20 protein-coding genes and 1 tRNA gene are annotated in these 18,887 nt (G+C 54.0%); 3 read left to right on the forward strand and 18 right to left on the reverse strand.

The window, feature by feature from the left end; translation table 11 throughout:
- Positions 1–101: 101 nt before the first annotated feature.
- Complete coding sequence (locus tag E2980_RS15575; RefSeq protein ID WP_135153104.1) at positions 102–1,124, reverse strand: sugar-binding transcriptional regulator; 1,023 nt, start codon at positions 1,122–1,124, stop codon at positions 102–104.
- A gap of 228 nt (positions 1,125–1,352) precedes the next feature.
- On the opposite strand from E2980_RS15575, the gene E2980_RS15580 reads away from it, so the two are divergent.
- From E2980_RS15580 to sda, 3 genes are all read left to right on the forward strand, one after another.
- Positions 1,353–1,427, forward strand: a tRNA-Arg gene (locus E2980_RS15580).
- Between the two features lie 827 nt (positions 1,428–2,254).
- Positions 2,255–2,839 carry an ATP-dependent Clp endopeptidase proteolytic subunit ClpP gene (gene clpP / locus E2980_RS15585; protein ID WP_135153105.1) on the forward strand — a complete coding sequence of 195 codons (585 nt, stop codon included), beginning with the start codon at positions 2,255–2,257 and terminating at the stop codon, positions 2,837–2,839.
- A 250-nt stretch (positions 2,840–3,089) separates the two neighbouring features.
- Complete coding sequence (gene sda, locus E2980_RS15590) at positions 3,090–3,350, forward strand: sporulation histidine kinase inhibitor Sda (RefSeq protein WP_135153106.1); 261 nt, start codon at positions 3,090–3,092, stop codon at positions 3,348–3,350.
- A 164-nt stretch (positions 3,351–3,514) separates the two neighbouring features.
- On the opposite strand, the gene E2980_RS15595 is transcribed toward sda, so the two are convergent.
- From E2980_RS15595 to hisD, 17 genes are all read right to left on the reverse strand, one after another.
- On the reverse strand, positions 3,515–4,285 hold the full coding sequence (locus E2980_RS15595) for an SIMPL domain-containing protein (RefSeq protein ID WP_135153107.1): 771 nt from the start codon (positions 4,283–4,285) through the stop codon (positions 3,515–3,517).
- 115 nt (positions 4,286–4,400) lie between these two features.
- A complete protein-coding gene (locus E2980_RS15600; RefSeq protein WP_027086334.1) occupies positions 4,401–4,670 on the reverse strand; it encodes an HPr family phosphocarrier protein in 270 nt (89 codons plus the stop codon).
- A gap of 102 nt (positions 4,671–4,772) precedes the next feature.
- On the reverse strand, positions 4,773–5,708 hold the full coding sequence (gene whiA, locus E2980_RS15605; RefSeq protein ID WP_135153108.1) for a DNA-binding protein WhiA: 936 nt from the start codon (positions 5,706–5,708) through the stop codon (positions 4,773–4,775).
- Between the two features lie 6 nt (positions 5,709–5,714).
- Positions 5,715–6,701 carry a gluconeogenesis factor YvcK family protein gene (locus tag E2980_RS15610; protein ID WP_135153109.1) on the reverse strand — a complete coding sequence of 329 codons (987 nt, stop codon included), beginning with the start codon at positions 6,699–6,701 and terminating at the stop codon, positions 5,715–5,717.
- 13 nt (positions 6,702–6,714) lie between these two features.
- The gene (rapZ, locus tag E2980_RS15615; protein WP_135153110.1) at positions 6,715–7,602 is read right to left on the reverse strand and encodes an RNase adapter RapZ; all 888 of its coding nucleotides are present in this window, start codon (positions 7,600–7,602) and stop codon (positions 6,715–6,717) included.
- Between the two features lie 82 nt (positions 7,603–7,684).
- The gene (locus E2980_RS15620; protein ID WP_135153111.1) at positions 7,685–8,638 is read right to left on the reverse strand and encodes an ROK family glucokinase; all 954 of its coding nucleotides are present in this window, start codon (positions 8,636–8,638) and stop codon (positions 7,685–7,687) included.
- 38 nt (positions 8,639–8,676) lie between these two features.
- Positions 8,677–9,630, reverse strand: coding sequence for a thioredoxin-disulfide reductase (gene trxB / locus E2980_RS15625; protein WP_135153112.1), 954 nt, complete (start codon positions 9,628–9,630; stop codon positions 8,677–8,679).
- A 54-nt stretch (positions 9,631–9,684) separates the two neighbouring features.
- Positions 9,685–11,415: a tetratricopeptide repeat protein gene (locus E2980_RS15630; protein ID WP_135153113.1), complete on the reverse strand. Its 1,731-nt coding sequence runs from the start codon at positions 11,413–11,415 to the stop codon at positions 9,685–9,687.
- Positions 11,416–11,517: 102 nt separating this feature from the next.
- Positions 11,518–11,784 carry an ATP-binding protein gene (locus E2980_RS15635; RefSeq protein WP_240703047.1) on the reverse strand — a complete coding sequence of 89 codons (267 nt, stop codon included), beginning with the start codon at positions 11,782–11,784 and terminating at the stop codon, positions 11,518–11,520.
- A gap of 439 nt (positions 11,785–12,223) precedes the next feature.
- On the reverse strand, positions 12,224–13,177 hold the full coding sequence (locus E2980_RS15640; protein WP_135153115.1) for a ribose-phosphate diphosphokinase: 954 nt from the start codon (positions 13,175–13,177) through the stop codon (positions 12,224–12,226).
- A 98-nt stretch (positions 13,178–13,275) separates the two neighbouring features.
- On the reverse strand, positions 13,276–14,079 hold the full coding sequence (hisJ, locus tag E2980_RS15645; RefSeq protein WP_135153135.1) for a histidinol-phosphatase HisJ: 804 nt from the start codon (positions 14,077–14,079) through the stop codon (positions 13,276–13,278).
- A gap of 24 nt (positions 14,080–14,103) precedes the next feature.
- Positions 14,104–14,796: a bifunctional phosphoribosyl-AMP cyclohydrolase/phosphoribosyl-ATP diphosphatase HisIE gene (gene hisIE, locus E2980_RS15650; protein ID WP_135153116.1), complete on the reverse strand. Its 693-nt coding sequence runs from the start codon at positions 14,794–14,796 to the stop codon at positions 14,104–14,106.
- A complete protein-coding gene (hisF, locus tag E2980_RS15655; RefSeq protein WP_135153117.1) occupies positions 14,793–15,551 on the reverse strand; it encodes an imidazole glycerol phosphate synthase subunit HisF in 759 nt (252 codons plus the stop codon). Before hisF ends, hisIE begins: the two co-directional genes overlap by 4 nt.
- A gap of 34 nt (positions 15,552–15,585) precedes the next feature.
- The gene (gene hisA, locus E2980_RS15660) at positions 15,586–16,350 is read right to left on the reverse strand and encodes a phosphoribosylformimino-5-aminoimidazole carboxamide ribotide isomerase (protein ID WP_135153118.1); all 765 of its coding nucleotides are present in this window, start codon (positions 16,348–16,350) and stop codon (positions 15,586–15,588) included.
- A gap of 5 nt (positions 16,351–16,355) precedes the next feature.
- Positions 16,356–16,979, reverse strand: a complete 624-nt coding sequence (gene hisH, locus E2980_RS15665) for an imidazole glycerol phosphate synthase subunit HisH (RefSeq protein ID WP_135153119.1) — start codon at positions 16,977–16,979, stop codon at positions 16,356–16,358.
- Complete coding sequence (gene hisB, locus E2980_RS15670) at positions 16,980–17,588, reverse strand: imidazoleglycerol-phosphate dehydratase HisB (protein ID WP_135153120.1); 609 nt, start codon at positions 17,586–17,588, stop codon at positions 16,980–16,982.
- Positions 17,585–18,874, reverse strand: a complete 1,290-nt coding sequence (gene hisD / locus E2980_RS15675; RefSeq protein ID WP_135153121.1) for a histidinol dehydrogenase — start codon at positions 18,872–18,874, stop codon at positions 17,585–17,587. The genes hisB and hisD overlap by 4 nt, the downstream gene beginning before the upstream one ends.
- Between the last annotated feature and the right edge of the window lie 13 nt (positions 18,875–18,887).

The raw sequence follows: 18,887 nt of genomic DNA on the forward strand, positions 1-18,887 counted from the left end.
ATGACTAGCTTTTTTTGATCTATATGTCAGGCGCCTTTAGCGCCGAGACCACTATAGTGTAGGATTACCCTTTTGTTACGCTTGTAACTTGTCTGTTTCGATTAAACATGTCTCAGGGCTTCGATCGCGGCCGCTTCGTCCGTAACCAGAACGTCATCATGGCCGAATCTCATGACGGAAGCGATAGCTTCGCCTTTGCTGCTTCCGCCGGCGATGCCGATAACTACGCCCGCTGCTTCGATATCCTCCAGACGTAATCCCGCCGTCGCCATCCGATGTACGACTTTGCCCGATCGGTCGAAGTAATAGCCGAAAGCCTCGGCCAACGCGCCGTCTTTCACCAGCTCTTCCTTCGTCTCGTCCTTAAGCTTCCGGCGCCGAGCCATCGTGATGGCATCTCCGATTCCATGAACGACGATTCGCGCGCTTCTGATCATGTCCACCACTTCGCGAACGTTAGGCTCCTGCATGATCGTCTGGTACGCTTCCTCGCTCAGATGATCGGGCACGTGAAGCATGCGATATCGCGCTCCCGTACGCTTGGCAAGTTCTGACGCTATCGTGTTCGCCTGGTAGTCCACGCTCTCTCCCAAGCCGCCCCGCGCGGGCACGAACCAATTGTCTTTCATTTGAGACGGGGTCGCGAACTGCGATGCCATGCGCGCCATCGTTGAACCGCCCATGACGGCTACGACGTCGCCCGATGATAGGCTGTCCCTCAGCACTCGGCTTCCCGCCCTGCCAAGCTCCATCTTAATATGGTCGGATGCGTCTGAGTCGCCGGGTACGATAATGACTCTCTTCAATCCGAATGCGGTTCGAACCGCCTCTTCCAGATCCGATAAGCCGAATATCTCCTTGACGATCGGCTCCATCTCTTCAACCAGCTGCTTGCCGCTCGCGCTTAGCGTCATTCCCGCCGGGGCGGTATCCAATAACCCTTGCGTACGCAATACTTCCAGCTCCGAACGAAGGATCCGCTCCGTCATGTCCACGCTGGCGGCTAGCGTTCGACGCCCGATCGTTCCCGCTAAGTAGATCCGGTGCAAGATATCGTACCTTTTCTCCATGACCTGCATGAGATCGGGAAGCAGCTTCTTCTGAATGTCTACGATTTTTCGCATTCTGTCCGCGTATCCTCCTGGGAACGGATGGTCATCGTCGGCAACGATGCGAATCTTTAGTTGGACGTAAAATGTCCCGCCGTTACACTTTAAGTCCCACCTCTATATTATCGAAAATTCCGGATTGGCGCAAGTCTTAACATCCACGTAAATAACAAATTTACCAAGGCGCAGTTGCTTGCTTTTTACGTCGCAATCGCCTATAATAATTCTTGCTGTCATTCATGAGCGCCCGTGGTCCAACGGATATGACGCAGCCCTCCGAAGGCTGAGATTGAGGTTCGATTCCTCACGGGCGCGCCAATACCTTTTTCCGCCAAACAATAGCATCCAACATAACCGACCGTTCCATACGGTCGGTTTTTTTGATTTTATTTGCCTCTTTCCGGCATTTGACTACTCCTCTTCCATTTACATGATCCAACCCGCTCACGGCGGGTTTGCTAACTCCGTCCTCCATGTGGGAATCGTACCGAATTAGCAAAGAAAGTTTGCTAACTCCGTCCTACATGCGGGATCTGCGCCGAATTAGCAAAGAAAGTTTGCTAACACCATCCTCCATTTGGGATCTGCGCCGAATTAACAAAGATAGTTCGCTAACACCGTCATCCATTTGGGATCTGCGCCGAATTAACAAAGATAGTTCGCTAACACCGTCATCCATTTGGGATCTGCGCCGAATTAACAAAGTAAGTTTGCTAACCGGTTTAAGCCACTTCCAGCGAAACAAGCGTTCCTGGCGCGGGTATCCGGTTGGTCTGAGCCACTTTCGGCGAAATAAGCGTTCCTAGCGCGGGTATTTGGTCAGTCAAAGCAACTCGCCCTTCCTCTCCACATAGTCTGCCGCGTGACTTTGCGGTTATTTATTATTCTGAGAGTATATAGAGGAAAGGGGTGGCTCCGGAGAGTTTACGTCCGCCTTTAAAATCGAGTTGCACCCGCATATTTCATTCCCAGCAACTCGATTTTAACCAGCAACGTAGGAGGTACCCCATTCCGGCATATGCGGCCACCAGAATAAGAATCTAATCCTCCAAGTCACCGCGCCTGACGGCCCTTTGACTTTCTTTGACTTTTACCACCGGATTCGCTATGATAAAAAAACCAAAACATGAGGAGGGACGTCAAACATGAGTTTCGTACCTATGGTTGTCGAGCAAACAAATCGAGGAGAACGGGCCTATGACATTTATTCCCGTTTACTCAAGGATAGAATCGTATTTCTAGGCACTCAGGTTAATGACGTGGTTGCCAACTCCATCATCGCCCAGCTGCTGTTCTTGGCGGCCGAAGATCCGGAAAAAGACATCCACCTGTACATTAACAGCCCCGGCGGCTCCATTACGTCAGGGATGGCCATTTTCGATACGATGCAGTTTATCAAACCCGATGTCTCTACGATCTGCGTCGGCATGGCCGCATCGATGGGTGCTTTCCTGCTAGCCGCAGGCGCAAAAGGCAAACGTTTCGCCCTTCCGAATAGCGAAGTCATGATCCACCAGCCGCTAGGCGGTGCCGAGGGCCAAGCCAGCGACATCGAAATTCGGGCACGCCGAATTCTTAAGCTGCGCGACAAGCTGAACGGCATACTATCGGAACGCACGGGCCAACCGCTCGAGCGCATCGAGAAAGATACCGATCGCGATAATTTCATGGAAGCGGAAGTAGCTCGTGAATATGGACTAATCGACAAAGTCATCGATAAGGTCGTATAACGTTAACTCCCTTTAGAATTACGCATTCGAATAAAAACGCGTATCGACGTGAAATCAGCGTCGGTACGCGTTTTTAACTGCTTAAAAGCAACATTATTTATCACACAACAACACTCGTGTCAACAAAAATTCAAAACTTTGAATGCCCTCTCTGCTAGTCGGACAATCCATGATATGCTGTCTGAAGAGGTAATACCATTTACCTCCAATTCTAGTCATCACCTAGGAACTTTGGAAGTGAGGGATCTTTATGCCTGAACGGTCCTACCCGTATCTTGTAAACAAACAGTCCGATGCCAAAATGCCAATCCGAAAAACAAACGAAAGCCACATTGATATGGTGGCCGCTCGTCGGTTAAGCGATAAAGCGTTGCTGCTTCGCCCGCTGAAGGATGAGCATCTGTTGGAAGTCTACAGGGAAGCCAAGAAAATGAACTTATCCGACGAATTCATCGAGTTGCTGGAAGAAGCACTCTCCATTCGCCAATTAAGTCAATACAAAGAAGCTTAATTACAACCAATGCTAATCCCTAACCTTCAGACCGCCTCCTCCTTCGGATGGCGGTTTATTTATTTAATAAAAAGAGCAAGAACAAGGGATCACTTCCCCTACTCTCGCTCTCAATCTCACTCGCCTCGCCTACGCTAAGCGATCCACCTTCATCTACCTACACGTTACTGCATTTCGTACTGCACGGTAACATTGGTGCTGATCTCGATCTGTCCCGACTGCACCGATGATGAGGCTTCTCCGTCCGCTGTCGCAAACTTCATGTTGGCTTGCTCTCTTGCAAACAAGATCGGATTATCGGAAACGTCTCCCTGAACGATGTTAATTACGCCTTTCAGCTGACGCTTGGCAGACGTAGCGAGCACGCCGGCTTTCGCCGCGGCGTTGTCCATTGCTTTTTTGAGCGCGTCCAACTCATACTGTTCCTTCTTCTCCGTAGAAAATCGAACGCCATCTATACGGTTAGCACCGGATGCGGATAACGCATCGAACAGCTTGCCGATCTCCGTAAGCTTACGGTAAGTCACCTGGATGGAATGGACCGCGACGTAGCCCTTCAGTACCTGTCCATCCTCCTCCGTATAGTTATACTCCGGCTGCACGTTGAATCCGGTTGTCTTCACGTCTTTCTTGTCGATCCCGAACTTCTCGTACAAGGTCTTCTCGACCGCGGCAAACTTGTCCGCGTTCGCCTGTTGGGCTTCCACGGCCTTCGAGCCCCGAGTCTCGACCGCCAAATTCAAATACGCGACATCCGGCTCCACCATAACCGACCCCGTCGCCCCTACCGTTACCGTGTAAGGCGGAGTCGCGCTTGCGACCGTCTGAACTGTTTCCGCTGCCACCACACCGCTCTCCCCTCGTCCAAACCCAAACCATCCGATGATGACTGCCGCCATCAATACCGCCAACAATTGCACAGTGCGTTTGTTCATGATCTATACCCCTTTCGGTTGTTTGACTTTAATGACGGAACTACCATCCCTAATGTTTCAATTATTGCCTATAAAATGCAAAAAGCTCCCCTAGGGAGCTCCATGCGAAAGTAACTTATTGGTTTTCAAGCTCTTCTTTGCTTACAAGCTGGACTAAAGCGGTTACAGCTTGCTCTGCATCGGAACCTTCCGCGCTGATCGCGACTTCCGTTCCGGAGCTGATCGCCAAGCTCATAATACCCATGATGCTTTTCGCGTTAACTTTCTTGTCATCCTTCTCCACGAAGACATCGGAGGAGAATTTATTGGCTTCTTGCACGAATAGTGCCGCCGGTCTGGCGTGAAGACCCGTTTTAAGCCGAACAACAACCGGCTGTCTCGTCATGGACCGGATACCCCCTATCTTTGTTCGTCCCGCTGCCCGGGACCCCCGTGCTACAGTTTCTAGACTATTATAACATTGTTATGAACAAAAGCGCTATACGGTTTATGCGCCGCCATTCCGGATTTTTTCAGCTAATTCGTCAAGTTTCCTGAGACGATGATTAACGCCGGACTTGCTGACCTGTCCCTTAAGCAAATCCCCGACTTCCTTCAGGTTAATATCAGGATGCTGAAGCCGGACTTCCGCCACCTCGCGCAGCTTCTCGGGCAGGTTGTTCAGACCGACCTCTTTCACGAGCAGCTTGATATTGTCGATTTGCCTAACCGCCGCCCCGATCGTTTTGTTCAGGTTGGCCGTCTCGCAATTGACGATCCGGTTCACGGAATTCCGCATATCCCGCATAATGCGAACATCTTCGAATTTGAACAAAGCTTGATGGGCGCCGATGATGCTAAGAAACTCGATTATTTTTTCGCCCTCTTTAATGTACAGGATAAAGCCCTTCTTGCGCTCGATAAACCGTGCGTTAAGATGAAACTTGTTCGCAAGGTCTACCAAGGCTTGGCAATGCTCCTCATACATAGAAGAGATCTCCAAGTGATAGGATGATCCCTCCGGATTATTAACCGATCCCCCCGCCAGGAATGCACCGCGCAGGTAAGCTTTCTTGCAGCAAGGCTTGCGAACCAAGTTCTTGTCGATGCTGGGGTGGAAAAGAAATCCTTCCGAGACGATCGACAGGTCGTTCAGAATCGCTTCCGCGCCTGCCGGCACCCTCACGACGTAAACGTTGTTTTTCTTCAGGCGCATTTTTTTGCGGACGAGCAATTCGGTCACTACCGTAAAATGTCGTTTGAGAAGGGTGTACATTCGGCGTGAGATTGCGGCATTCTCGGTAGCGATATCCAGCACGACGCGTTTATTGGTGAGCGAGATCGTTCCGTTCATCCGGATGAGCGCCGATAGCTCTGCCTTTTCGCAGCAGCTTTCGGTTTCGAGCATGGTTAATTCCTTTTTCGTTAGCGCCGCAAATGACATGCCAAATCACCCCTTTCTCAACATCCATTGTTCGACCAAATGGTAAATATGATCGCTTAGCTTGGCGGCGTCATGACGTAGATACGTCCGGAACAACACCAGCGTATCCGCGATGACCTTATAACCCCGGCGCGTTACTTCCTCCAGATCCAGATGTACCGCCGTGGAGCCCTGTTCCGCGTACAAGTTCTGAACTTGCGGGGGAATCTCCCCGTCGTTAACGATAACGTAATCGAACAGATGATGGCCGATATGAGCATGAACGGCTGCAAGGTGGTCGCTCACGGAATAATTGTCCGTCTCGCCCGGTTGCGTCATGACGTTGCATACGAATAGCTTCACCGCATCCGATTGGATGATGGCTTCCGCTAGCTTGGGCACGATCAGGTTCGGTATAATGCTCGTGTACAGGCTGCCCGGACCGATTAGGATCGCATCCGCCTCCCGTAGAGCTTGAACGGCTTCGGGAAGAGCTTCGACGTCAGCCGGTTCCAGGAATACTTTGCGGATGGCTAGACCGGATTTCGGTATCGTTGATTCCCCGACCACGATCGAACCGTCTTCCATCTCCGCTTTCAGTACGATGGCATGATTAGCGGCTGGAAGGACGCGCCCGCGGACCGCGAAGATCCGGCTTAGCTCGGTTATTCCCGTAACGAAATCTCCTGTAATGTCGGTCATTGCCGCAAGGATAAGGTTTCCCAAGCTATGCCCGGCTAAACCCGTGCCGTTGCTGAATCTATACTTGAGCACCTCGGCAAGCAAGGGCTCCGTGTCCGCCAGCGCGGATAAGACGTTGCGAATATCCCCCGGAGGAGGGATTTGCAGTTCCTCTCGCAAGATGCCCGAGCTGCCGCCGTCATCCGCGACCGTTACGATAGCCGTGATATCGAGCGGCTTCTGCTTCAATCCTCGCAGCATAACGGACAACCCCGTGCCGCCGCCAATGACGACGATCCGCGGTTTGCGGGGAAGATTTGGTTGTATTTTCATCTATTCACCTCGGCTATGCCCGATCGCGATCGGAATCGCGATGGCTCACTCGTACCATCTCCGTATCGCTGGAGCCGAGCCTTCTTCCCAAGTATTCCGCCAAAGCTACGGAACGGTGCTTCCCTCCGGTGCACCCGATTCCGATCACGACCTGGCTCTTGCCTTCCTTATGATAGAGCGGAATCAAATACTGCAGCATATCGAGCAGCTTCGTTAGGAACGTTTGCGTTTCCGGCCACTTCATAACATAATCGTAGACCTCCGGTTCGACTCCCGTCTTAGGCCGAAGGCTATCCACGTAATGCGGGTTAGGGAGAAAGCGAACGTCGAAAATCAAATCCGCATCGATGGGAACGCCATACTTGAATCCGAACGAAGTAACGTTAATAGAGATATTATTCTTGTCCAGGTTCGTGAACCGACTAATGATTTTCTCTTTAAGCGCCGCGGGCTTCAGACTGCTCGTATCGATAACCTGAGTCGCCCAACCTTTCAGATCCTCCAATAGCTTGCGCTCCAGGTGAATCCCCTCCAAAGGCAAGCCTTCCGGAGCAAGCGGGTGCCTGCGCCTGCTTTCCTTGTACCGCTGAACGAGAATCGAATCCGTCGCATCCAGGAATAGAATCTCATAATGAATCGTGTAATGCTCTCGGATATGATTAAGCGATTCGGATAAGGCCGTGAAGAACTCTCGCCCCCGCAAGTCGATCACTAATGCCACTTTTGCGATCCGACCTTGCGATTGTTCAATCAGTTCTGCGAACTTAGGGATAAGTACGGGCGGTAAGTTATCGACGCAGAAGAAACCCAAGTCTTCCAAGCTCTGCACCGCAATCGTCTTCCCCGCTCCCGACATCCCAGTAATAATAACGAGCGTAGGCTGCGTCGTGATCGTGTCCAATTTGATCCCCTCCCCCTGTAGCGATTAACGAAAGAACGCCCGACCCGTTTAATGAGCTTACGGAGCCGAGCGCCTGCTTCAATTATGCTCGAAGGAACAAACCCGCTGCCCCGACGACGCCGGCATTGTTTCCTAACTCCGCTGCTACGATTTCGACGCCTTCGCGCGCATTTTCCGGCGTGAGCTTATGGAATACTTCGCGAATTTGCTCGAAGAGGTATTCCCCCGCCTTGCTCACTCCGCCGCCAACGATGAACCGCTGAGGGTTCACGACAACCGCTACCGCCGCCATAGATTTACCTAGATAGTAGGCAGCCCGGCTCACGATGCGCTGAGCGACTTCGTCGCCCGCCTTCGCCGCATCGAATACGTGCTTAGCCGTCATCTCTTCCTCGACGAAGGTTAGCGTGGTCTTGTCTCCGCGATCAACCGCATCCTTCGCCATCCGGATAATACCGGTTGCCGACGATACCGTCTCTAAGCAGCCCATCTTGCCGCAGCCGCATTGAATCGCTTCAAGATCGGGTACGATGGACATGTGTCCAAGCTCCCCTGCCATGCCCGTGTACCCTTCGATAAGCCGGTCGTGCAGAATAATACCGCCGCCGACGCCCGTTCCCAATGTATAGCATACGCAGTGAGGGATGTTCTTGCCCGCTCCGCCCCAAGCTTCTCCGAGCGCGGCCACGTTGGCGTCGTTATTGATTTTGACCGGCTTGCCGATCTTCTCTTCCATGATTTGCTTCGCGGGTACATCTTTGAAAGGAAGGTTCGGCGAGAAGTTGATAATCCCGTTCGGTATATCCAAGAAACCGGCGATGCCGATCCCAACGCCAGCAACGGCTTCCCATTCCGGTGTTCCCGGAGGTACGAGCACCTTGACATAGGCCGCAATGTTGGATAACACGGCATCCGCTCCATCAGCGGTTTGTGTAGGCCCTTCGTATGTGCGAAGCAGATCACCCGTTGCGTTACACAAGCCGACCTTAATAGCGGTTCCACCCAAATCTACGCCTACGAACAACGATTCTGACATGATAATCGACACCTCATAAGAAATAATGGTTAAAAAGTTTACGCGTTAAGAGATTGACTCCAGTCATGTACGGCCGAACCTTCCAGGAACTTCTCGCAATCCAGCGCGGCCATGCATCCGCTGCCCGCCGCCGTAATCGCTTGACGATATTTTTGATCCTGCACGTCGCCGCATGCGAACACGCCGGGAATATTCGTTTCCGTCGTACCCGGCTTCACCTTGATATAGCCGAGTTCATCCGTGTCGATCTGATTATCCAAGAATTTCGTATTCGGCGTATGGCCGATCGCCACGAACAAGCCTTGCGTTTCGATGATCTCTTCCTCGCCCGTTGCGTTGTTGCGTACCTTCAACCCGGTAACTCCATTCTCTCCGGTCACGACTTCTATCGGAGTTTTGTTCAGGCCCCACAGGATTTTGTTATTTTCGCGAGCGCGGTCTTGCATGATCTTGGACGCTCTCATCTCATCGCGACGATGGACAAGCGTCACCTCCGACGCGAAGCGAGTCAGGAAGTTCGCTTCTTCCATGGCGGAATCGCCGCCGCCGACAACGACGATCTTCTTCCCGCGGAAGAAAAATCCGTCGCATGTTGCGCAAGTGCTGACTCCGCGTCCTACATTGTCCCGTTCTCCGGGAATGCCCATATATTTAGCCGATGCGCCCGTGGAGATAATCAACGTCTCCGCATGCAAAGTCTCGCCGCCTTCCAAAGAAAGCGCGAACGGGCGTTTGGACGTATCTACCTTATTGATCCAGCCCGTGCGGAATTCCGCGCCGAAGCGTTCTGCCTGCTTGCGCATATTCGTCATGAGATCCGGCCCCATGATTCCCTCCGGGAAACCCGGAAAATTCTCTACTTCCGTCGTGGTCGTCAGTTGGCCGCCCGGTTCCGGCCCTTCAATGACGAGAGGAGATAGGTTGGCCCTTGCCAAATAGATAGCCGCCGTCAAACCGGCAGGCCCCGTTCCGATTACGATTGACTTATACATATTTTGCTCCTCCTAAATGCTGATTGCTGAATGCTAAACGCTGAATGCGATTGCTTAATAAAAAGAAGGTGTCGTTAAGTCTAGCTTCTCCCGAATTCCGCAAGCTTCGTCAATGCGGTTCGCATATCGGCTAATACTGGCCTGGGAGACACCGTAACGATTGACCAAATCCGCATAAGTTACGGTCCGGCGATGCATCTTGGCAGTCCAATATTCCAGTGCCGCGGCCCAACCCGTCGACTTGTGAAGTTTGGGGACTTCCGGATATACCCGGGATAAATAATCGACCCATAACGTCATCATATCATGCTGCTGTACTACGTCATACCTGCCCGACATGCCCTCCAGGGCTTGTTCCAGAACGGCTTGCCATGCGCTGTCCCATACCGGAAGCTTAGCCGATTTCCGCCGTGCCTCCAATGTCAGCGTACGCCCGCTGAACGTAACGCTCAAGGAATCCTGCACGCCGATGGAACGCAACACGAGAACGGCCACCCGCTTTAATTCGTCTTCCTCATCCGCGTCGATCAGGAACGCCTTCAGCGCCTCGATCACTTCCTCGTCCGCGACGAGCCCCAACGCCTGGATGACTTGCACTTTCGTGCGCCGGTCGCCGTGGCGAAGCGCCCAGAAGAAGGAGGAGCGGATCAACGGGTCGCGCTTCAGAGCATCCGTCACTTGGCCCGGACTATGTTCCCATTCCCGGAACTGCTCTTCGAACGGAAGATGGTAGTGATAGTGCGTTGGCGGGGTTTCCTCGCCCGTGCGCACCTTCTCCAGCCTCCGCAGATAGAACGCGGGAACCGGCGACTCGGAATCGAGCTTCTCCGCTTGCTTCCAATGCTTCTCCGCATCGTCGTAGCGTTTCAGGTTCACGGCGGCTACCGCCGCAAAATGGTGCAGGCTCGGCTCGCTGGAAAGCTCGCCGGTCTTAAGCAATCTCCTGAAGTGAACATAAGCTTCGCGGTGCTCCCCTACGATTCCGAGCGTAGTGGCCATTTTGAATACGTGCTCCGGATGGAACGGCACCGTCTTGTTCAGCTTCTCGATTAACGCTTGAAGCGGTCCCTCTTGGTTCGAATGCTGATAGAAGATCGCAAGGTTGCACAGCGCGTGCAAGTTGCCCGGTTCCGAATCGAGCACCTCGGTAATGGTGGCGACCGATTTGTCGAATAGCCCCATATAGTAGTATGCCAACCCCAGGTTATTCCTTGCCGCCAGGAAGTCGGGTTCTCGCCCGATAATTTCTTCTAGCATCTTTACCGCTTCCGCGAAATGACCCGCTTCAAGCAATTCGCGGGCTTTGTCGTGCGCGTATATATTTTCCTTCGCCTTTATGGTCACCAGCTTCGTCGGCCGGTTGAGCTCGTAATGAAGCAGATCAAGCAGCTCGTCCGACTCGTCCAGGAATTGCCCTTCCAGGTCGTTCTCCAGATATCGGACAAGCGCCTCTTCGGCAGCTTCGAACAATTCCATATTCGCGTAATTATTGGCTAAATAATAGTAGCATTCGGTCATGGCCGGATCGATCTGATCCAGTACGGAGCGAAGGATGACGTTCGATTCCTCGTACCGCCCCATCTCCGACAGAATGCCCGCCATATTGCAATGGTTTACCGGATTTTCCGGCTCGTACTCCACCGCGCGGCGAAAATATTTAAGTGCCTTGTCGTAATGGTAACGATCCAGCGACTGCACGGCACGTTCGAAGAAGAAGGTCGCGTCCAGACGCATCGGGATCACTTTGGGACGTCGGCTTTTGGCCGCACGCTTCCGCTGACTCATCGGCAAGGCACCTCCTAGTTGTTCTGGAACTCCATCATCCACGATTATAACACAGCCTGAGCCATCCATAAAATAAGCGCCGCTTAGTATGCGGCGCTTATTTTATGTAATTATTCTACTATCCCTGCTCCACGCGCATATCAATGCCAGCCGGTCGCCGTAAAGCACGGCTGTCAAGGAACCGTTCATTTTCTCCATCAAGCTCTTGGCGATGGACAGGCCAAGACCCGATCCTTGGGCGGATCGGGTTCGGTCTGCCGTATAGAAGCGGTCGAACAACAGGCTAACATCGCTCCCCGCCAGAAACTTCGCGTCGTTAACGACCGTCAGTACCGCGGAGTCGCGTTGCCGCTCCAGTTGGATCTCCACCTGCCCCTCCCGGCAACGGATGACTGAAGCCGCCCAGCAGCGTCGCCTCGATCGTGCTGACTGCGGGGAATACGACGGCAAGAGCCATCGCCCCGATGATGAAGCCTAACCAACCACCATGTATAACGTTAGCTCAGGCGGACGGGAATCGAATGAATAGCTCAACGGTACACATGATTAGGAAGGGGATATCCCTGCTGCTACCACCCTCCATTCCGCCTCTGTTAATAAATCTAAGTGTACATTATGCACGTAATTGTTCCAACTAAAGGGAATTCGAGTTTCTTCATGTACAATTTGCAACTAAATCTCTTCTGCGCAGCAGGTCACGGTACGTTATCTTTGACAGTAAACGGAGCAAACTTAATACCCATTTCAAAAAAAATCACAGGTGAATTGCCATTGCAGCAATTCACCTGTGATTTTCTAAAACTCCCCTTTAGACCCCCGCGTTCTTGAACAGGGTGCTGATCGAGCCGCCCTCCATGATGATGCGAGTGGCTTCAGCCAGCATCGGAGCGACGGTTATGACCTTGAAGCGCGAGGAACGATCTTCCGGCAACAGGATAGAGTCGGTGACGACCACTTCCTTGATGTTAGGATGATCGAGCCGTTGAAGGGCAGGTCCCGAGAACAACGGGTGAGTCGCGCAGACGTATACGTCTTCCGCGCCGCGTTCCTTCAAGCCTTCCACGACGTTTACGATCGTCGTTCCGGTATCGATCATATCTTCGATAATGATCGGCGTACAACCTTCGACGTCCCCGATGACATGGGTGATGACCGATTCGTTGTGCGCCGGACGTTTCTTAATCATGATGGCAAAAGCGCAGTCCAGTTGATTCGCCAATTTCTCTGCCGTGGAAGCACGGCCCGCATCCGGCGAAACGACGACCGGATTGCGAATGTCTTTGGACTTCAGATAATCGCTAATCAGATCCAGTGCGGTCAGGTGATCCACCGGAATATTGAAGAAGCCTTGAATTGCCGGAGCATGAAGATCAATCGTAACGACCCGGTGAGCTCCTACCGTGGTTAGAACGTCAGCAACCATCTTCGCGGAGATCGGTTCCCGCGGAGCGGCCTTCCGCTCTTGCCGCGCGTAACCATAATAAGGCAGTACGACATTGATGGTGCGGGCGGATGCCCTCTTGGCGGCGTCGATCATGACCAGCAATTCGACGAAATAGTCATTGATCGGATGCGATAACGATTGGACGAGGAATACGTCGCAATTGCGAATCGTTTCCTCATAGTGAACGTACACTTCGCCGCTCTTGAACCGGGAAAGTTTAATTTTCCCAAGCGGCAATCCTAGGTGCTCGGCGATCTTGCCTGCCAATAACGGATTGGATGATCCCGAAAAGATACGAAGCTTGCTGCTGCTGTACATGTGCCCCTCCAAATTTAGCGATTCAACACTTCCAAGTGTCGAAAACCGTCAGTAAACCCATTTAGTCAACCCTCATTATACATTAGTACGGGTGGATTTCAAAAGGGTTTTAGCACCATTTTGCGCTGCTCAAACGTAGCAACGTGCGTATATCCGACGTTTTTCAGCATCGTTCGCGCATCTGCCCCTTTTTGTCCGACTTTATCGGGATGATGGGCGTCGGAGCCGTAGGTTACGGCAATGCCGTATGCCTTGGCTCGTTCTAACATTCTAACGGAAGGATACATCTCTTTACAGGGGGCATGAATGCCGGCGGCGTTGAGCTCGAAAGCGACATTATGTTTCTTAAGGGCCTGCAACGCTGCATCCTCTAAAGGAATTGCGTCCTCCTCCAGACGGTAGCCGAAGCGCTTGATCGCGTCGATGTGGCCGATGTAATCGTAGAGCCCCGTTGCTGCCGCTTTCTGAATCGCATCGAAATATTGCTCGTAAGCCCCGATGACGCCGCGGCCTTCCCATTGGTGAACTTGGCGGTAATCCGTCACATCCCACGTTCCGAGAAAATGAACCGAACCTATTACGTAATCCCAAGGATAACCTTTCACGATGGCTTCGATCTGTTCCTCGTAACCTTCGATAAAGTCTCCTTCAAGCCCTACGCGAATCGCGATCCTGTCCTTGTATTTTTCCTGCAGGCTCAAGCACTCCTCCACGTAACGGGGAAGCTCCTCCATAGACATCGCGATATCGGGATGTTCTTCCGGTTTGACGTGGATCAGCGGCATGTGGTCCGATAAGCCTATCTGCTGCAGGCCCTTGTCTATGGCGCTAAGAACGTATTCTTCCAACGTTCCGACCGCGTGCCCGCATCGGAAGTTGTGCGTATGGTAATCGATTGGCATGCCTTTCGGGGTCATCGCCATCGCCTAATCCTTCTTGACCGGCTTGCGATGCCGGAATTCGAGCTCCTGCAGCACGCCGTCGAACGGAATTCCCTGCTCGCGCAACAACACCATCAAGTGGAAAATGAGATCCGCGGATTCGCAGCGAAGCTCGTCTTGATCGCGGTTCTTGGCGGCAATGATAACTTCCGCGGTTTCCTCCCCGACTTTCTTGAGGATCTTGTCTACGCCCTTCTCGAACAAGTACGTCGTGTAGGCGCCTTCCGGACGTTCCGCGTCCCTCTGTGCGATCGTCGCTTCCAATCGGCTTAACGGGCCGAATCGATCCTCAATCGGAGGAGCGGCCTGAGCTTGGGCTTCGCCGGACAGCGAACCGTCACGGTAAAAACAGCTATAAGCGCCGGTATGGCAAGCCGGTCCGTTCTGTTGTACCTTCACGAGCAACGCGTCGCCGTCGCAGTCGTAGTTAACGGAGACGATTCGCTGCGTGTTGCCGCTTGTCGCGCCTTTGTTCCACAGCTCGTTGCGTGACCGGCTCCAGAACCAAGTTTGTCCGCTTTCGAGCGACATCTGAAGGGATTCTTTATTCATATATGCGAGCATCAGCACTTCTTTGCTTAGGGCATCTTGCACTATGGCGGGAACCAGCCCATCGGCGTTCCAAGTGATTTGGTCCAGTAATGGAGCAGTTTGGGATTGAGATTGCAATTGTGTCATCGTACGTTCACTCCTTTGCCGCGCAAGGTAGTCTTAACCTCTTGCACCGATACTTCTTTATAGTGGAAAATACTTGCGGCAAGCGCCGCATCGGCGCGGCCTTCCGCGAACACGTCCGCGAAATGCTGAGCGTTGCCCGCTCCGCCGGATGCGATAACCGGAATACCTACGCTGCTCGAAACCATGCTTGTCAGCTTAATATCGAAACCGTCCTTCGTTCCGTCCGCGTCCATGCTCGTCAGCAGCAGCTCGCCCGCACCCCGACGTTCCGCTTCACGCGCCCACTCAATCGCGCGGATTCCCGCCGCGTTGCGTCCGCCGTGGGTGAACACTTCCCATTCTCCCCACTCCGCGTTAAACTTCGCGTCGATCGCCACCACGATGCATTGCGCTCCGAAGGTTCTCGAGCCGTCCGTTATGAGGTCAGGATTACGGATCGCCGCCGTGTTAATACCAATCTTGTCCGCGCCTGCGCGCAGCAATCGCTTCATATCTTCAACTGCCGAGATGCCTCCGCCGACCGTAAAGGGGATCGTGATCTCTCCGGCCGTCCGCCGCACGACATCCACCATCGTCGCGCGGCCTTCCACCGAGGCGGAGATGTCCAGGAACACGAGCTCATCCGCTCCCTCGCGGTCATAGATGGCCGCGAGTTCCACCGGATCCCCGGCATCGCGCAAATTCACGAAATTAACGCCCTTTACCACCCGGCCGTCTTTCACGTCTAGGCAGGGAATAATCCTTTTTGCTAACATGTGGCGTTCCCCCTTTTTTCGCGTTATCGCTTTATCACGACCGCGACGGATCGCAATAGGCTACGACTTCGCTATAAGGCAGAGTCCCTCCGAAAATATCGAGAGCGCTGCCGATCGTAATGTCCAGCTTGCCGCCAGTCAATTCGCGGAACCGCGCCAAGTCTGCGATCGAGCGCGCGCCGCCTGCATAAGTGGCCGGAATTCTCGCCCATTCGGCGAGCTTAGCCGCCAGCTTCTCTTGGACGCCTTCCCGCTTTCCTTCAACGTCGACCGCGTGAATCAGGAACTCGTCACAGTAGCTTTCCAGCTCCCGGACGTTCTCTTCGTTCACTTCCAAATCGCTGAACGTCGTCCACTGGTTCGTCACCACGTACCATTTGCCATCCCGTTCCTTGCAGCTGAGGTCGAGCACGAGCCGTTCCCGGCCGACCTCCGAAACGATTTTCCGCAGGTTGTCCATATGCAGGCGACCGTCCCGGAAAACGTACGAAGTGACGATGACGTGCGAAGCCCCTTCGCTTAAGTAGGCTGCCGCGTTCTCCGCCGTGATGCCGCCGCCGATTTGCAAGCCGCCGGGATACGCCCTCAGCGCGGACAGCGCCGCCTCCCGGTTGCCGCCGCCGAGCATGATAATATGCCCGCCGGTTAACCCGTCTTGTCTATAAAGCGAAGCAAAGTGGTCCGCCCCCCGCTCGGAGACGAAGTTCTCCACGACCTTCGAGGCGTCCGCTTGAAGCGTCTCCCCGACGATCTGCTTCACCTTGCCTTGGTGAATATCGATACAAGGTCTGAACTTCAAAGCTCTCAGTCCTTTATTGTAGTTTTCCCGCTCGTCAGATCCGTGAACTTGCGGAGGAGCGCCATGCCGAGATCGCCGCTTTTCTCCGGATGGAACTGCATCCCGAACAAGTTGCCTCTGCCCACGATAGCGGCGACTGGTTGGTGATAGTCCGTTACGGCGAGCAAATCCGAGCTTTGCTCCGGCAAGGCATGGTAGGAGTGGACGAAATAAACGTGTCCAGGCTCCATTCCTTCGAACAGCGGGCTCGACTGCTTAAACACCAGCTCGTTCCAACCCATATGAGGCACTTTGTAGTCTCCCTGAAAACGCACGACGCGGCCCGGAAGCAAATCCAAGCCTTGGTGAACGCCATGTTCTTCGCTTTCCGTGAACAGCAGCTGCATCCCCAGGCAAATGCCTATCAGCGGTTTTCCCGAAGCCGCGTAAGCTTTAACCGTATCCGCCAAACCGGTGTCCCGCAGGTTAGCCATCGCATCGCCGAAAGCGCCGACGCCGGGCAAAATCGCTCCGTCCGCGGCGAGAATTCGCTCCGGATCGGAGGTCGCGATCACGTCGCAGCCCAGTCTTTCTACGGCTTTGCTGACGCTATGAAGGTTCCCCATTCCGTAGTCGATAATGGCGATCACTTACAACACTCCTTTGGTGGAAGGCACGCCCTTCACGCGAGGGTCGATCGAGGTTGCCTCGTCTAGAGCGCGTCCTAGCGCCTTGAACACGGCTTCGATCATGTGATGCGTATTGCGTCCATAGTGGACGATAACATGTAAAGTGATGCGGGCTTCCAGCGCCAATTTCCACAAGAACTCATGTACCAGCTCCGAGGAGAAGCTTCCTACCGCAGCGGAAGGAAAATCCGCGCGCAGCTCGAAATGAGGACGGTTGCTGATGTCGATGACGACTTGAGCAAGCGCTTCGTCCATCGGTACGAACACGCTCGCATAGCGCTTAATGCCCGCCTTGTCTCCAATCGCTTCGCGAAGCGCTTGGCCTAGGCAAATACCGATATCTTCGACCGTATGATGATCGTCGATGTCCACGTCTCCGCGCGCTTCGACCTTCAAATCGAATTGTCCGTGCTTGGCGAACAGGTCCAGCATATGGTTCAAGAACGGAACATCCGACTCGATGGAAACCTCTCCGGTTCCGTCTACGCCAAGGGACAGTTGAATGTCCGTTTCGTTCGTCTTACGCGATATTGCCGAGCTGCGGCCTGCTTTAACTTGATCTTCACTCATTTATTTTCCCTGCCTTCCAATCGGATTTCCACCGCGCGGGCGTGACCTTCCAGCCCCTCACGGCGGGCAAGCGTTGCGATTCCTGCCGCATCTCTTAACAGAGCTTTCTTGCTATATCGGATCAAACTGGATTTCTTCAGAAAATCGTCTACATTCAGCGGAGAGGAAAACCGCGCAGTCCCATTCGTCGGCAAAATATGGTTAGGTCCGGCAAAATAATCGCCCACCGGCTCGGAGCTGTAAGGACCGAGGAAGATCGCCCCCGCCGTCTCAATGCGTCCGAGCAGGTCAAGCGGATCCTCCGTCATCACTTCCAGATGCTCCGGCGCCAGCTTGTTCACGACATCCAGGCCTTCGTCCAGGCTGTCCACGACCAAGATCGCGCCGTATTGCTCCAGCGAGCGCCGAGCAATCTCGACCCGCGGCAGCGTAGCCACCTGCCGCTCCAGCTCTGACGCGACCGCGTCAGCCAGCCCTTGCGACGGCGTAACGAGCACCGCCGACGCCATCTCGTCGTGCTCCGCTTGCGACAGCATATCCGCGGCAATAAACCGCGGATCCGCGCTGTCGTCCGCCAGCACCACAATCTCGCTCGGGCCCGCGATGCTGTCGATGTCGACCGCGCCGAACACGGCGCGTTTCGCCAGCGCCACATAGATGTTGCCGGGCCCGCAGATCTTGTCGACGGCAGGAATGCTCGCCGTCCCATAAGCCAGCGCCGCTACCGCCTGCGCCCCTCCGACCCGGTACATCTCCGTCACGCCCGCTTCCGCGGCCGCCACCAGTATGTACGGGTCGATACCTTCCTTGCCCCCGGTAGAAGGGGGCGTCACTAGAACGATTTCCGGCACGCCGGCTACCTTTGCCGGAAGCACGTTCATCAGCACCGACGACGGATACGCCGCCTTGCCGCCGGGCACATAAAGCCCTACCCGCTTCAGTGGACGCAGCACCATGCCCAGCATGGTGCCATCCTCCGCCACGTCGATCCAAGTCCCGCGCTTCTGCTTCTCGTGGAACGCGGTAACGTTCGCCGCCGCCTGCCGAAGAGCTGCGAAAAACTCCGGCTCTACCGAAGCATAAGCCCCCTGAATCTCCTCGTCCGTAACCCGCAGCTGCTCCGGCTGCAATGTCACTTTGTCGAATGCCGCCGTATAGCGCAGCAACGCATCGTCGCCTTCGCGGCGCACGGCATCCACGATTTCCTTGACCGCCGCATTCTGCTCCGGAGAGCCGTACTCGCTTTCCCGCTCCAACCGGAAATTAGCCGCTTTACCAATATACATTCCTGACCCTCCA

Origin of the sequence: Cohnella luojiensis, assembly GCF_004564235.1 — a bacterium.
GTDB classification, from domain to species: domain Bacteria; phylum Bacillota; class Bacilli; order Paenibacillales; family Paenibacillaceae; genus Cohnella; species Cohnella luojiensis.

Excerpts from the sequence above, each read along its gene's own strand:
- E2980_RS15575 (WP_135153104.1), bottom strand. The coding sequence starts at position 1,124 with ATGCGAAAAATCGTAGACATTCAGAAGAAGCTGCTTCCCGATCTCATG.
- clpP (WP_135153105.1), top strand. The coding sequence starts at position 2,255 with ATGAGTTTCGTACCTATGGTTGTCGAGCAAACAAATCGAGGAGAACGG.
- sda (WP_135153106.1), top strand. The coding sequence starts at position 3,090 with ATGCCTGAACGGTCCTACCCGTATCTTGTAAACAAACAGTCCGATGCC.
- E2980_RS15595 (WP_135153107.1), bottom strand. The coding sequence starts at position 4,285 with ATGAACAAACGCACTGTGCAATTGTTGGCGGTATTGATGGCGGCAGTC.
- E2980_RS15600 (WP_027086334.1), bottom strand. The coding sequence starts at position 4,670 with ATGACGAGACAGCCGGTTGTTGTTCGGCTTAAAACGGGTCTTCACGCC.
- whiA (WP_135153108.1), bottom strand. The coding sequence starts at position 5,708 with ATGTCATTTGCGGCGCTAACGAAAAAGGAATTAACCATGCTCGAAACC.
- E2980_RS15610 (WP_135153109.1), bottom strand. The coding sequence starts at position 6,701 with ATGAAAATACAACCAAATCTTCCCCGCAAACCGCGGATCGTCGTCATT.
- E2980_RS15620 (WP_135153111.1), bottom strand. The coding sequence starts at position 8,638 with ATGTCAGAATCGTTGTTCGTAGGCGTAGATTTGGGTGGAACCGCTATT.
- trxB (WP_135153112.1), bottom strand. The coding sequence starts at position 9,630 with ATGTATAAGTCAATCGTAATCGGAACGGGGCCTGCCGGTTTGACGGCG.
- E2980_RS15630 (WP_135153113.1), bottom strand. The coding sequence starts at position 11,415 with ATGAGTCAGCGGAAGCGTGCGGCCAAAAGCCGACGTCCCAAAGTGATC.
- E2980_RS15640 (WP_135153115.1), bottom strand. The coding sequence starts at position 13,177 with ATGTACAGCAGCAGCAAGCTTCGTATCTTTTCGGGATCATCCAATCCG.
- hisJ (WP_135153135.1), bottom strand. The coding sequence starts at position 14,079 with ATGCCAATCGATTACCATACGCACAACTTCCGATGCGGGCACGCGGTC.
- hisIE (WP_135153116.1), bottom strand. The coding sequence starts at position 14,796 with ATGACACAATTGCAATCTCAATCCCAAACTGCTCCATTACTGGACCAA.
- hisF (WP_135153117.1), bottom strand. The coding sequence starts at position 15,551 with ATGTTAGCAAAAAGGATTATTCCCTGCCTAGACGTGAAAGACGGCCGG.
- hisB (WP_135153120.1), bottom strand. The coding sequence starts at position 17,588 with ATGAGTGAAGATCAAGTTAAAGCAGGCCGCAGCTCGGCAATATCGCGT.
- hisD (WP_135153121.1), bottom strand. The coding sequence starts at position 18,874 with ATGTATATTGGTAAAGCGGCTAATTTCCGGTTGGAGCGGGAAAGCGAG.